Below are 13,312 nucleotides of genomic sequence, written 5' to 3'. Positions count from 1 at the left end.
AAACCCCCAAATAAATTTTAAAAAGCCCTAGACCGGACTTGAACCGGCGACCTCACCCTTACCAAGGGTGTGCTCTACCGACTGAGCTACCAGGGCTAAAACAATCAAAAGCGGATGACGGGGCTCGAACCCGCAGCCTGCTGCTTGGAAGGCAGCTGCTCTACCATTGAGCTACATCCGCTAAGTGGTGGAGAGAGCAGGATTCGAACCTGCGAAGGGCGAAGCCCGAGGGATTTACAGTCCCTTGCCGTTGGCCGCTTGGCTATCTCTCCTACCGTATTAAATACCATATTATAACATTTTCTAAAAAATATTGCAAGTTTTTTTAGCTTTTAAAAACGTAGTCTTATATTATAGCACTTATTATGCTAAAATGTAAAGGAAAAGAGGTGGCAAGATGAGGATAAAACCTATTATAAACAGCTTTGATTTGCAAAAAAGAGTTTTAGAATTATCTAAAACCATCGAGAAAGAGCACGAAGAGGTCGTTGTAATAGGGCTTTTAAACGGGGCTTTTATGTTTGTTGGAGACTTGGTGCGGTATATGAATAAAACCGTTTATATAGATTTTATGAAAGTAAGCTCTTATACCGCAGATAAGTCTTCTCATTTTAACATAATATGCGATATAAATATGGACATAAAAGACAAGGATGTGATACTTATAGATGATATACTAGATACTGGAAAGACTTTATCGAAAGTAAGAGAGATAATCTTATCTAAAAATCCTAAAAGCTTAAAACTTTGCACGCTTCTTGATAAACCCTCTAGAAGAGAGGTGGATATAAAAGCAGATTACGTTGGTTTTGAAATAGAGGACAAGTTTGTGATAGGATACGGGCTTGATTACAATGGGTTTGGTAGAAACCTCAACTTCATAGCTGAAATAGAATTATGATTGAAGCAATCTTTAAAAATCTATGTCCAAACTGCGGTGGTGATATAACATCCCATAGGCTTTCAAAGGGTCTTCCTTGTGAAAAATGCTTAAAGGAAGAAAAAGAAGATGTGTGCAATGTTTTAGATGAGGGGTTTTTAAAAGAACACTGCGATATAGATAAAGAGCTAAAGCACTGGGAAGAATATTTTTACAAGCATACAAACCTAAAACCATGGGCTTTACAAAAGACATGGGCAAAAAGGGTATTCTTGAAAGAATCTTTTTCCTTGATAGCCCCTACTGGTATTGGTAAATCTTCTTTTGGAATATCTGTGGCAGCCTTTTTATCAAAAGAAAATAAAAAATCTTACATACTTGTACCTACAAAGCTTTTACTAAAACAAACTTTTGATAGGCTTATATCTTTTGGAGTTAAAGAAGAAAATATACTTGTGTTTGGACTTGACACCAAAAAAGATAAAAATCTTTTAAAAGAAAAAAACTACAAAATACTTCTTACCACAAACATGTTTTTATACAAAAACGAAGAGCTTATACCAAAAGATTTTGATTTTATATTTGTAGATGATATAGATTCTTTCTTAAAAACCGCAAAAAATGTAGATAAACTACTATCTATTATGGGGTTTGAAAAAAGTATAATAGAAAAGGCCTTTGAGCTTTTAAGATTAAAAGCTTATTTTAGAAAAAATCAAGATAAGATAAACATGCTTTCCGAAGAGATAAAGAGCTATTTAAACAAAGAAAAGCCGAAAACCGTTTTGGTGCTTGCTTCTGCTACGTCAAGACCAAAATCAAACAGGGTGCTTGTCTTTAGAGAGCTTCTTGGCTTTGAACTATCAACTCCCACAATTTATTTAAGAAATATAGAAGATGTTTTTGACAACTTTTCAGATGAAAATCTCATAAACTACGTAAAGTTCTTTGGCAAAGGTGGGCTTATTTTTGTTTCTTCAGAAAAAGGAAAAGAAGGTATAAAGCATGTTTTAAAGCTTTTAGAAGAAAACGGTATAAAAACTCTATCTTACGAAGATTTAAACGAAGAGAGCTTAAGCGAGTATATATCTGGCAATATAGATGTATTAGTGGGAATAGCCTCTTATAGAAACCCTCTGGCAAGGGGTTTAGACCTACCTCATGTGGTAAGATACGCTATATTTTACGGCGTGCCAAAGATAGAGATAACCTTGAGTTTAGATACTAACATCACCCACATCCTCATGGGTCTTTTATCTATAAAAAACGCGCTTCTAAATACACCTCACTATCAAAAAGCTATGGTTCTCATTGAAAAACTTAAAAAATATCAGTATGTAAAAGAAGAAAATCCTATCATCAAAAACCTAAAAAAAGAAGCTCAAGAACTATTGAATGAAAAAGATATAATAGAAAAGATAAAAACATCGGAAGAGGTAATTTTAAAAAAAGATGACGACAAATACTACCTTTTGGTACCAGATATAACAGGATATATACAAGCAAGCGGCAGAACATCAAGGCTATACGCCGGTGGAGTAAGTAAGGGTCTTTCTTTGGTGCTTGTAGATGAAAAAGCAAGTTTTAAAGCTTTAGAGAAAAAACTCTCTTGGTTTTCCGACATCCAATTTAGACCTATAAAAGATATAGATATAAATAGTATATTAAAAGCCATAGACCAAGACAGGGAAATTTTAAGAGCTTTTATAAAAAAAGAAAAAACCATCCTTCAAAAAGACATACTAAAGCCCACCCTCATAATAGTAGAATCACCCACAAAGGCAAAAACCATATCCTCTTTCTTCGGAAAACCTGCCAGAAGGTTTTTAAACGATACAAGCTTTATGGAGTTTTCTACCGAACAAAATTACTCCATTATCACAGCTTCCATAGGACATATATTAGACCTTGTTAAAAACGAAGGTTTTGACGGCACTATTGTAAAAAACGATAAAGTAATACCCATATACGAAACGTTAGAAGGAAAAGACAAGCTCATAAAAAGTTTAAGACTTGGAAGCATAGAAGTAGAGAAAATTCTTATAGCCACTGACCCAGATACAGAAGGAGAGAAAATAGCTTGGGATTTAAAAGAAGTTTTATCGGCTTTTTGTAAAGATATAAAAAGAATGGAGTTTCACGAAGTCACCAAAAAAGCTATATCAAACGCTATAGAAAACCCAAGGGATATAAAAGAACCCCTTGTAAAAGCCCAAATTTTAAGAAGGGTCTCAGATAGATGGGTAGGTTTTGAATATTCAAAGCTAATACAAAAACATTTTGGCAAAAACTGGTTATCCGCTGGAAGAGTGCAAACTCCAGTGCTTGGTTGGATTATAGAAAGATACAATCTTCACAAGCAAAAAATCTACAAAGTTTTCTTAAAAGCTAAAAATATATCAGATTTATCTATAAGCTTTGACTTTGAAACAAAAGACCAAGCAACATCTTTTTATAAAAACGCCAATAAGCTTACCCTGAAAACTATAAATAAAGAAGAAAAGTATTTAGAACCGTTGCCACCTTACACCACAGATACACTTTTAAAAGACGCTTCTGATAAGCTAAGATTTTCATTACAAGAGACCATGAATTTAGCTCAAGAGCTTTTTGAAAATGGCTTTATCACATATCACAGGACAGACTCCATCCACGTATCAGATGTTGGTATAGCGATTGCGAAATCCTTTATAGAAGATAGATTTGGAAAAGAGTACTTTAAACCAAGGATTTGGTCAAAAGAAGGTACCCACGAATGTATAAGACCAACAAAAGCCATACCACCAGAAGACCTTGAAACCTTAGATACATACCAAAGTAGCTTTTCGTCTAACCTCACGAAGAAACACATAAGGCTTTACAAACTTATCTCTGATAGGTTTATGGCTTCTTTTATGAGACCTGTAAAGGTTTTAGAGAAAAAAATGGTTTTAAGTGTAGAAAATTTAGAAAAAGAGATGGAAATTGTTGAAGAAATTTTAGAAAACGGATGGGATTTAATAATACCTTTAAAAACCGTAAAACTACAGGAAGGTATCTACGACATTTTGGAAAAAAAGGTAAAAGCGCTTCCAAAAGCCCATCTTTACACTCAAGGAGAGCTTGTAAAAGATATGAAAGAAAGAGGCATAGGAAGACCTTCCACATATGCTATCATAGTTTCTAGGCTTTTAGAAAGAAAATATGTTGTCCAAACAAAATCAAAATACTTTCAAGGTCTAATACCCACAAAGTTAGGCATAGAGGTATACAACTTTTTAAAGAAAAATGAAAAAACCGCATACTTAGTATCTGAAGAGTTTACAAGAGAATTAGAAGCCTTGATGGACAAAGTAAGCGAATCCGACGATGGTGACGATGCTAGAATATTAGATTACAACGAAATACTTAAAAATCTTTATTATTATCTATCGGAATTAGGTAATGGTATAATAAACTAATGCATGACATAGAAAAGAATTTAAGGTTTTTAAAATTTCTAAGGAACGAAGGGCTTATAGATGATACCACAGTACAAGATTTGAAAGATAAAGATATAGACATAGTTAGCTATTTGATAGATACAAAAAAGATAACAGAAGAGGACCTTCTAAAAGCTTATTCAAAGATATTCAAACTTGTAGACAAAAATGGAGATGTAGTAAGTATAGACAAAATAGATAAAAATCTTGTTAATTTATTTTCCAAAGATTTTATAGTGAAAAACAAAATAGTACCCATTTCTATGTCAGAAAATAGTATAACCTTAGCAACATATATACCATATATAGATGAAAACCCTATAAAGTATATTACAAAAAAACAAAATGTAATCATTTGGTATACAACCCCATCAAAAATAAAAAATATAATAGACAACATATTCCACTCTTCTAGCGATATAAATTTGTCTAACGAAGAAATATATATAGAAGTTCAAGAAGAATACGATATAAATATAGAAAAATTAGCTCAAGAGTCAAATGAAAGTGCAATAGTAAAACTAGCAGATAGTATATTGTATAGGGCAGTTAAAAACGAAGCTTCTGATATACACATAGAACCTCAAGAAAAAGAAATAGTATTAAGGTTTAGAATAGATGGGTTATTGAAAAAAGTGGATTCTTTTCCAGTTACAATAAAAGACCCTCTTATTTCTAGATTTAAAATAATGTCAAACCTTGATATTTCAGAAAGAAGAAAACCACAAGATGGGATTATTAAAATAAGAATTGCAGGCAGAAAAGTGCAGTTAAGAGTATCCACTTTACCCACGGTCTTTGGTGAAAAAATAGTCATGAGGGTGCAATTCCCAGATGAGTTTTCAGCTTTAAAATTGGAGCTTCTTGGTTTTGAGGAAGATGAAGTGGCCAAACTAAGGGAAACCTACAGCAAACCCTATGGGATAATACTTGTGGTAGGACCCACAGGAAGTGGAAAAACCACCACGCTTTATTCCATACTTCAAGAATTAAACAAAGAAGAAGTTAATATAGTTACAGCCGAAGACCCCGTGGAGATAAATATACCAGGTCTTAACCAGGTACAAATAGATGAAAAAGTTGGCAGAACCTTTGAAGCAGTGTTGCGATCGTTTCTAAGACAAGACCCAGACATAATGTTAATAGGCGAGATAAGAGATGCCATCACCGCCGAGATTGCTGTAAAATCTTCTCTCACAGGACACTTGGTACTATCAACTTTACACGTCAACGACGCACCAAGCACAATAGCAAGGCTTATGGACATGGGCATAGAACCGTTTCTAATATCTTCTTCACTTCTTGCAATATCTGCTCAAAGGCTGGTAAGAAAATTATGTCCTTATTGCAAAATACCGTATGAACCCACAAGAGAAAAAAGAGAATACTACAAAATAACCGAAAAAGTGATATATAAAGCTAATCAAGAAGGATGTCCTAAATGCAACCATCTAGGGTATAAGGGGAGGACTGTAATAGCAGAGCTTCTTTTTGTAGATAACGAAATAAGAGAAGCTATAAGCCAAAGAAAAACTACAGAAGAGATAAGACAATTAGCTATTAAAAAGGGTATGAAAACGCTTTTTGAATCAGGTATAATGAAAGTAAACAAAGGTATAACCTCTTTAGAAGAGGTACTAAGGGTATCTATAGAAACTTAGAGGAGGTTTGACATATGCAACTTGATATAGGCACTTTAACAGAAATACTTATAAAAAATAGAGGTAGTGATATTCACATAGTAGCAGGATCCAAACCAGCCATAAGAGTAGATAGCAAGATAAGGTTTTTAGAAGAGTATGACATTTTAAGACCTGAGGATACACAAGCCTTAGCCTACGGTATTATGCTTGAAAAATACAAAAAGATTTTTGAAGAGAAAAATGCAGCGGACTTTTCCATTGGCATCCATAATTTGGGTAGATTTAGGGTAAATGTCTTTAGACAAAGAGACTCCATAAGCATGGTGTTAAGGTATCTAGCAAGCGATATAAAAGATATAACCAAACTGGGATTAGACGTAAAGGTTCTGGAGCTTACCAAAAGAAGTATGGGACTTGTACTGGTTACAGGACCTACTGGTAGCGGTAAATCCACAACTTTGGCATCCATGATACAATATATACTTGATAATGAGCCAGTTCACGTTATAACCGTAGAAGACCCAATAGAATATCTTTTTAAGCATAGTAAAGGTATTGTAAACCAGCGGGAGTTAGGTCAAGATGTACCAAGTTTTTCTGATGCTTTAAGAAGCGCTTTAAGAGAAGACCCAGACGTAATACTAGTGGGAGAAATGAGGGATAGAGAAACTATAGAGATGGCGCTCCGTGCAGCCGAAACAGGGCACTTGGTATTTGGTACACTTCACACAAACACAGCCATATCCACCATAAACAGGATTGTAGATGTGTTTAGTGCAGAAGAAAAAGACCAGATAAGAACGCAGTTATCCATATCCCTTCAAGGTATTATATCCCAAAGGCTTTTACCTAGAATAGGCGGGGGTAGGGTTTTAGCTTACGAACTTTTAATACCAAATGCAGGTATAAGAAACCTTATAAAAGAAAATAAGCTGCCCCAAGCGTATGCTCTTATGCAATCAGGTCAAGCTCAAACTGGAATGCAAACTATGAACCAGCATTTAAGAAAGCTCTACGGTATGGGGCTTATCACAAAAGAAGACGCTCTAAAGTATAGTCCAGACCCAAAAGAACTTGCAAGGTTGATGGGGATATCGTACGAAGAGCAATAAACATCAAGTTCTTCTTTCTATACTTTCTTCCAAAGACAAGTCATCCACATACTCTATTAATGTGCCAAATTGAATAGCAGTAGCTATGCGGGTAATTTTTATGTTGTAATGTTTTAGTATCTTTATAAGATAATTGGCGGTGGCCTCACCTTCTGGGTTTGGATTTGTAGCTATTATAACTTCTTTTGGATTGTGTTTTTTTATTCTTTCTTTCAAAAGCTCTATACTCAAATCCTCTGGCGCTATACCCTCTAATGGGCTTATACGACCACCCAAAATATGATATACACCTTTAAATCGCTCTAATTTTTCTATCTTATAGGCATCCTGAGATTCTTCTACGACGGCTATATATTTTTTGCTTCTTTTTGGATTTGAACATATAGCACAAACCTCTTGGTCTGTAAGTATGTTGCATTCTTTGCATTGTCTTATAGAAAAAAGACCTTCTAAGCTTTTTACTATGCTCTCTTTTTTTATTTCATCTAACTTTAAAAAGCCATATACAAACCTTGAAGCATTCTTTTCTCCATAACCCGGTATATATTTTATATTTTCAAAAGCTTTTAGAAGGTTTTTTGGTATAAAATCCTCAAAGGCCAAAAGGAAGACTCCCTAAAAATCTATCTTTCATGGCTTTGGTAAGATTTTCTTTAACCATATCCTGATATTCCTCTATGAGACTTTTTAAATCATCTTTAAATTCTGCTATAGGTTTTGAAGATACGTCTTCTGATATGTTAAAATCTTTTATATTACCAAGTCCATCAAACTTTATAGTAATACCTGCTCTTTCTAACATATGCTCTTTAGAAGCAAGTTCGGTTTTCAGCTTTTCATACTCTAACTCCAAGCTCTTAAGCTGCTTCATCATGCTTATTATATCCATAGCTTAAGATTATATCACAAAAATTTATAAAATTTGCACAATGCTTTATTATAATAGTCTTTAAGGAGGTTTTTATGGAAGAATTTAGTTTTTGGGCTTTTGTGATAGCACCTATATTTATACCTATAGTGTTTGGCTTTATATACGTATTTACAAAGATGGAATGATATACATAAAGATTTTAATAGGCATACTAACAATAATGTTTTTACTGGGAGGATTTTTTATATTTAGCCTGTATAAAGAAGAAAAATAACACACTATCTAATGTTGTTTTGTAATATAATATAACACTATGCAAACGCTTTATAAAATAAAAAGGTTTATAGCCACGTCTATAACCCATAAGCTTGTATTTAGACTACTTGTACTTATGATATCAACCGTGGTTATAATGGAGGGTATATTCGCTATATCCTTCAGAGAACAGGGCATAAGATACGCCTTGTCAAAAGCCAACACCGTAGCTAGTATCGTAAGAGACGGTTTAACATCTTTGATGGTTATGGGTGTTATCAAAGATAGAGAATCTTATATCAAAAGGTTAGAGCGAGCAAAGGGCGTAACAAACATACACATAGTAAGGGGAGAAGCGGTGGACAAACAGTTTGGTCCAGGACTTCCAACGGAGCAACCAATTGATAACTTAGAAAAACTTGTACTTTTAACAGGAAAGCCCATTTACAAAATATACGAAAGTCCATCAAAAGTACTTGTTAGAGATATAATTCCTTACAAAGCCTCAAACAAAGGCATCGTGAATTGCCTTCAATGCCATGAAGTTCAAAATGGTCAGGTACTGGGTGCAATAGACATAACCCTTGATGTCACAGAAATAAGATATAAAGCGTTTTTAGTGATGCTAACAACACTGTTGATATTCGTTGGACTTTTCGGTGCATTGTCTTATTCTATTTTTAGATTCTCAAAACCATACATAGACATGTTTAATAAGCTTATAAAAAGCTTTGGGCTATTACAAGAAGGACGATTTGAAGAAGCTAAGATAAATGATGGTGGTATATTAGAAAGCAATGAGATGATAGATGAAGCTGGTAAGGTAGTAATATTTTTTAACAAAATGGTTGAGATATTGCACAACGCTTTAAACAGCATACATCAAAAAGCTTTTATACTTATAGGCTACGACGTTATGAATTCCGGCAACACCATAAAAGACACCGATAAAATAGTGACAGAGCTAGCAAATATATACAAATTCAAAAAGACTATAGAAAAAGATAGTTCTAAAGAAGATATATATGAAAGGCTACGCTTAATCCTAGAAAACTATATGGCGTTAGATAAATTTAGCCTATACGAAGTAAACTACGATAAAATGAAGCTAATATTCGTAAACGGTACAGAAAATCTGTGGTGTAAAGAAGATATCCTAAAAGATAACAGCTGTTGCAGAGCCTATAGAACTGGCGCAGATGTCGATAGCGACGAGTTTCCAAACGTATGCAAATGTTTTATAAAAGAGTACGCTGAATTTCAAAAGCAAGAAGACGATTTAGAATACTACTGTATCCCCATATATTTAAATGGACACGTACACAACGTACTACAGATTGTATACGAAAACTACATGAAAGATTTTGTGCATATGATAATACCTTATATAAAAGGATATATAGATGAAGCTATACCCGTGATGGAATCCAAGCTTTTAATGGAAAAACTAAAAGAGCAGTCTATAAAAGACCAACTGACGGGCTTTTACAATAGAAGATACATAGAAGAAGCCATAGAGCCTATCCTAAACAACGCCAAGAGAAAAAATGAAACTATTGGTATCTTAATATTGGATATAGACCACTTCAAAGAGGTAAACGATACATATGGTCATGATGCCGGGGACATGGTGTTAAAATCTGTGGCCCAAGCTATAAAAGAATCTATCAGAAGCTCCGATATACCTATTAGGTTTGGTGGAGAGGAGTTTTTAGTGCTTTTAACAAATGTAAAACCGGGCGAAAGCGAACACATTGCAGAAAAAATAAGAAAAAATGTAGAGAATAGAGCGATAAGTCTGCCAAACAAGACTACCATAAAAAAGACAATAAGCATAGGAGTATCAGAGATACCCACAGATACGGACAGATTCTGGCAAGCGGTAAAATTTGCCGATGTAGCTCTTTACAAAGCAAAAGAATCTGGCAGAAACAAAGTAGTAAGATATCAAAAAGATATGTGGCAAGAAGAAGAATATTGATATAAAATATATCTAACTTTATGGCGATAAATCCTAAAAAAGTAGAATTTGAAATATCAAGAATTGTAAAAGGAAAAGAGAAAGCTATAAGATATGTTCTGGCTGCATTTTTCGCCGGTGGGCATATTCTCATAGAAGATGTACCAGGGGTTGGGAAGACTACTTTAGCTATTTCTATGGCAAAGGCCATGTCTTTAGTTTTTAATAGAATACAGTTTACTTCTGATTTAATGCCCTCAGATATCGTAGGTTTATATATATACGACGAAAAGAAAAAAGATTTTGTGTTTAGACCAGGTCCCATATTTAGCAATATAATATTAGCAGATGAAATAAATAGAGCACCGCCAAAAACCCAAAGCGCATTGTTAGAAGCCATGGCAGAGAAAACGGTAAGCATAGATGGTAAAACTCATAAACTAGATGATATATTTTGCGTAATAGCCACTCAAAACCCTATGGATAGCTATGGTACTTTTGCATTACCAGAATCAGAGTTGGATAGATTTATGATAAAAATATCTATGGGATATCCACCTTACGAAGTAGAAAAGTCTATGATTTTAAATGGAGATCCTGCCGATAGAATACCAGACATCCAATCTGTCCTTACCAAACAAGACGTTTTAGATATCATGAAACATGTAAGACACATGCATGTCTCAGAGGAAGTAGCAGATATTTTGATGTTTATAGTACAAAAAACTAGAAAACACAAAGATGTGTACGTAGGCGTATCACCAAGAGGGACCCTTCAGATGATAAATTTGGCAAAGTCTTACGCTTTTATGATGGATAGGGATTTTGTTACGCCTTTTGACATAGTAGAACTAGCACCCATGGTATTTGCCCATAGGATGTTGACAGATGACCCTTCCCAAAGAAAAAACTATATTATAATAGAAGAGATACTAAAAGAGGTAAAATTATGAAAACCTTTTATGGAATATTGTTTTTTGTGGTGGTAGCGATACTTGCCTATATAACATGGTTAAACAAAAATAGCCTATTTTCACTAAAGCTAAGCCCTGTGATAGATGGATATTATTATCACACTATTTATTATCCTATTGGAGTTTGGCTTACGGGTGCACTTGTAATAGGTTTTATTATAGGATATATTTTAGGGCTTTTAAAAAAATAGAATGGCGAATATAGTAGCAGCTATAGATATAGGTTCATACAGCATAAGGCTTGGCATAGCAAAAACAAATCCCTTTGAAGTGCTTTTTGAAAAAGGCAATATAGTAGAAATAGGTACAGGCGTAAAAGAGACTTCTATTATAAAAGAAGAAAAGATAAAAGAAGCGATAGATACCCTCAAAGATTTTAAAAATATCATAAACAGCTATCAAGCTTCAAATATTGTTGCAGTAGGCACAGAAGCCCTAAGAAAAGCTAAAAACAAAGATGAGTTTATAAAAAGAGTAAAAGAAGAAGTAGGTATAGACGTAAAAATAATATCTGGTGAAGAAGAGGGAGAGCTTTCTTTTAAAGCCAGCGCATTTTCTTTGGGATTAAAAAAAGATATAGTTGTAATAGACCAAGGTGGGGGTTCCACAGAGTTTGTTTATGGGAAGAGCTCTGAGATTGTGTCGGCAAACTCGCTTCCCTTTGGTATAGTAAATCTAACAGAAGAGTTTTTTAAGCACGACCCGCCTACTGAGCAAGAGATAAAAGCACTTTTTGATTTTCTTGAAAAAAGCATAAAACAGATAGTAAGACCAGTGGACAGCATAGTGGGAATAGGCGGGACCATCACCACCATAGCAGCTTTACACTACCATGTTTATCCATACAGCGGCAACATAATACACGGTAAAATCCTTTCTTTTGAAGCTTTGAAAGACTGGTTTTGGAGATTGGTAAAAATACCCACAGAAGAAAGAAAAAAATACAAAGAGATAGAGGACAAAAGAGCAAAGGCAATAGTCTCTGGCATAGCTATTTTTTATAAAACATTAGAGCTTTTTGAAAAAGACTACCTTATAATAAGCGACTTTGGACTAAAACACGCTATACTTTTAAAAGCGGCAGGACTTATATAAATCAATCTTCGCTAAAACGCTCTTCTTTCCAAGGGTCTCCTACGTCGTGATAACCCCTTAGCTCCCAAAAGCCTCTTTTGTTTTCGCTCATAAACTCAAGAGCTTCTAAGTATTTGGCGCTTTTCCAAGCATACAAAGAAGGTATCACAAGCCTTATGGGAAAACCATGCCTTTTTGGTATAATCTCACCGTTCATCTTATAAGCCAATATAGAGTTTTCGTCGTAAAGATAATCTATAGGAAAGTTGGTGGTATACCCTTCAAGACAGTGAGCCATCACAAACTTGGCTTCCTTTGTGGGTTTTACAAGCTCTAATATCTTTTTGGTCTTTACGCCTTCCCACACAATATCCTTTACGCTCCAAGTGGTAACACAATGAAAATCAGCCACCACTTTATCCTTTGCCATGGATACAAACTCATCGTAGGTAAGTTCTATAGGATTTTCTAAAAAGCCAAAAAACTTTAGCCTATATTTAGACAAATCTACATCTTTTATATCTCTTACTATGTCATAAACTACCGGTTTTGAAATCCACTTTTGCCCCTTTGGTAACCTATCTTTTTCCATAAAACAAATTTACACTTTACGCATACATATACCATGATTGTGTTATTAGATTTTTAGCAGTGTTTTAAGTTAGTTTGCTTATCTCTTCGTTAAGATGTTTGTATATCTCTTCTATGTTTATGCCTAAATTTTCAATATCTGATTTTAACACTGTCGGGTCAAAATAGTGGTTTTTGGCATTTAAAAAAGAAAACCTTTTGTCTTGGTTTCTAAACATGGCTATCAAAGGCGTTGTAGAATAGTTTCCCTTTTTATCTTGCCATATCACATATCCAACAAAAACATAAGGGCTGTCGTTTTTAATAAAACCGCTAAAACCAAGTATATCGCTTATGGTATTTGGATAGTATCCAAGAATATATTCCTTTAGGTCTTTTAAAAATAGCGGAAAGTCCTGCAAATTATCGTTTGGCTCTTTCTCTTCTAAGCTTTTTTCTTCTGGCTCTTCGTTAAAATCTTCATCTTGGTTAAATCTTATAACCTTCCCCAT

12 protein-coding genes and 3 tRNA genes are annotated in these 13,312 nt (G+C 34.3%); 8 read left to right on the top strand and 7 right to left on the bottom strand.

Translation table 11 applies throughout. From position 1 onward, the window contains the following. Positions 1-23: 23 nt before the first annotated feature. The 3 genes from ACYQZV_RS07845 to ACYQZV_RS07835 all read right to left on the bottom strand — a co-directional run bounded on the left by ACYQZV_RS07845 (position 24) and on the right by ACYQZV_RS07835 (position 272). Positions 24-96: transfer RNA gene (locus ACYQZV_RS07845), tRNA-Thr, on the bottom strand. A gap of 13 nt (positions 97-109) precedes the next feature. Then, positions 110-181, bottom strand: a tRNA-Gly gene (locus tag ACYQZV_RS07840). A 4-nt stretch (positions 182-185) separates the two neighbouring features. Next, positions 186-272 (bottom strand) — tRNA-Tyr (locus tag ACYQZV_RS07835). 125 nt (positions 273-397) lie between these two features. On the opposite strand from ACYQZV_RS07835, the gene hpt reads away from it, so the two are divergent. Genes hpt through ACYQZV_RS07815 form a run of 4 tightly spaced genes read left to right on the top strand, consistent with a single transcriptional unit; the run spans position 398 to position 7,096 of the window. Next, positions 398-901, top strand: coding sequence for a hypoxanthine phosphoribosyltransferase (gene hpt, locus ACYQZV_RS07830; RefSeq protein WP_459894745.1), 504 nt, complete (start codon positions 398-400; stop codon positions 899-901). Continuing rightward, complete coding sequence (gene rgy, locus ACYQZV_RS07825) at positions 898-4,320, top strand: reverse gyrase (protein WP_459894742.1); 3,423 nt, start codon at positions 898-900, stop codon at positions 4,318-4,320. The genes hpt and rgy overlap by 4 nt, the downstream gene beginning before the upstream one ends. Continuing rightward, on the top strand, positions 4,320-6,002 hold the full coding sequence (locus ACYQZV_RS07820; RefSeq protein ID WP_459894740.1) for a GspE/PulE family protein: 1,683 nt from the start codon (positions 4,320-4,322) through the stop codon (positions 6,000-6,002). Before rgy ends, ACYQZV_RS07820 begins: the two co-directional genes overlap by 1 nt. A gap of 14 nt (positions 6,003-6,016) precedes the next feature. Then, positions 6,017-7,096, top strand: a complete 1,080-nt coding sequence (locus tag ACYQZV_RS07815; protein WP_459894738.1) for a type IV pilus twitching motility protein PilT — start codon at positions 6,017-6,019, stop codon at positions 7,094-7,096. Between the two features lie 3 nt (positions 7,097-7,099). On the opposite strand, the gene recR is transcribed toward ACYQZV_RS07815, so the two are convergent. After that, complete coding sequence (gene recR / locus ACYQZV_RS07810; RefSeq protein WP_459894736.1) at positions 7,100-7,699, bottom strand: recombination mediator RecR; 600 nt, start codon at positions 7,697-7,699, stop codon at positions 7,100-7,102. After that, a complete protein-coding gene (locus ACYQZV_RS07805) occupies positions 7,689-7,967 on the bottom strand; it encodes a hypothetical protein (RefSeq protein WP_459894733.1) in 279 nt (92 codons plus the stop codon). The genes recR and ACYQZV_RS07805 overlap by 11 nt, the downstream gene beginning before the upstream one ends. A gap of 313 nt (positions 7,968-8,280) precedes the next feature. Between ACYQZV_RS07805 and ACYQZV_RS07800 the strand changes: the two genes are divergently transcribed. From ACYQZV_RS07800 to ACYQZV_RS07785, 4 genes are read left to right on the top strand one after another with little or no spacing between them, the layout of a single operon-like run. After that, a complete protein-coding gene (locus ACYQZV_RS07800; protein ID WP_459894731.1) occupies positions 8,281-10,203 on the top strand; it encodes a GGDEF domain-containing protein in 1,923 nt (640 codons plus the stop codon). Positions 10,204-10,223: 20 nt separating this feature from the next. Continuing rightward, the gene (locus tag ACYQZV_RS07795; protein WP_459894728.1) at positions 10,224-11,135 is read left to right on the top strand and encodes an AAA family ATPase; all 912 of its coding nucleotides are present in this window, start codon (positions 10,224-10,226) and stop codon (positions 11,133-11,135) included. Then, entirely contained in the window at positions 11,132-11,347 is a 216-nt protein-coding gene (locus ACYQZV_RS07790; protein WP_459894726.1) for a hypothetical protein, read from the top strand. The genes ACYQZV_RS07795 and ACYQZV_RS07790 overlap by 4 nt, the downstream gene beginning before the upstream one ends. Before the next feature lies 1 nt (position 11,348). Beyond that, complete coding sequence (locus ACYQZV_RS07785) at positions 11,349-12,251, top strand: Ppx/GppA phosphatase family protein (protein WP_459894723.1); 903 nt, start codon at positions 11,349-11,351, stop codon at positions 12,249-12,251. A gap of 1 nt (position 12,252) precedes the next feature. Here ACYQZV_RS07785 and ACYQZV_RS07780 read toward each other — a convergent pair whose 3' ends face one another. Next, positions 12,253-12,822: a sulfite oxidase-like oxidoreductase gene (locus tag ACYQZV_RS07780; RefSeq protein ID WP_459894721.1), complete on the bottom strand. Its 570-nt coding sequence runs from the start codon at positions 12,820-12,822 to the stop codon at positions 12,253-12,255. Between the two features lie 64 nt (positions 12,823-12,886). After that, the gene (locus ACYQZV_RS07775; RefSeq protein WP_459894718.1) at positions 12,887-13,312 is read right to left on the bottom strand and encodes a hypothetical protein; all 426 of its coding nucleotides are present in this window, start codon (positions 13,310-13,312) and stop codon (positions 12,887-12,889) included.

This window comes from Hydrogenobaculum acidophilum (assembly GCF_054656715.1).
Note: the sequence above shows the minus strand (reverse complement) of the source record. Positions and strands in the feature narration are given on the sequence as shown.

Excerpts from the sequence above, each read along its gene's own strand:
- hpt (WP_459894745.1), top strand. The coding sequence starts at position 398 with ATGAGGATAAAACCTATTATAAACAGCTTTGATTTGCAAAAAAGAGTT.
- ACYQZV_RS07815 (WP_459894738.1), top strand. The coding sequence starts at position 6,017 with ATGCAACTTGATATAGGCACTTTAACAGAAATACTTATAAAAAATAGA.
- ACYQZV_RS07795 (WP_459894728.1), top strand. The coding sequence starts at position 10,224 with ATGGCGATAAATCCTAAAAAAGTAGAATTTGAAATATCAAGAATTGTA.
- ACYQZV_RS07790 (WP_459894726.1), top strand. The coding sequence starts at position 11,132 with ATGAAAACCTTTTATGGAATATTGTTTTTTGTGGTGGTAGCGATACTT.
- rgy (WP_459894742.1), top strand. The coding sequence starts at position 898 with ATGATTGAAGCAATCTTTAAAAATCTATGTCCAAACTGCGGTGGTGAT.
- ACYQZV_RS07800 (WP_459894731.1), top strand. The coding sequence starts at position 8,281 with ATGCAAACGCTTTATAAAATAAAAAGGTTTATAGCCACGTCTATAACC.
- ACYQZV_RS07775 (WP_459894718.1), bottom strand. The coding sequence starts at position 13,312 with ATGGGGAAGGTTATAAGATTTAACCAAGATGAAGATTTTAACGAAGAG.
- ACYQZV_RS07805 (WP_459894733.1), bottom strand. The coding sequence starts at position 7,967 with ATGAAGCAGCTTAAGAGCTTGGAGTTAGAGTATGAAAAGCTGAAAACC.
- ACYQZV_RS07780 (WP_459894721.1), bottom strand. The coding sequence starts at position 12,822 with ATGGAAAAAGATAGGTTACCAAAGGGGCAAAAGTGGATTTCAAAACCG.
- ACYQZV_RS07820 (WP_459894740.1), top strand. The coding sequence starts at position 4,320 with ATGCATGACATAGAAAAGAATTTAAGGTTTTTAAAATTTCTAAGGAAC.
- ACYQZV_RS07785 (WP_459894723.1), top strand. The coding sequence starts at position 11,349 with ATGGCGAATATAGTAGCAGCTATAGATATAGGTTCATACAGCATAAGG.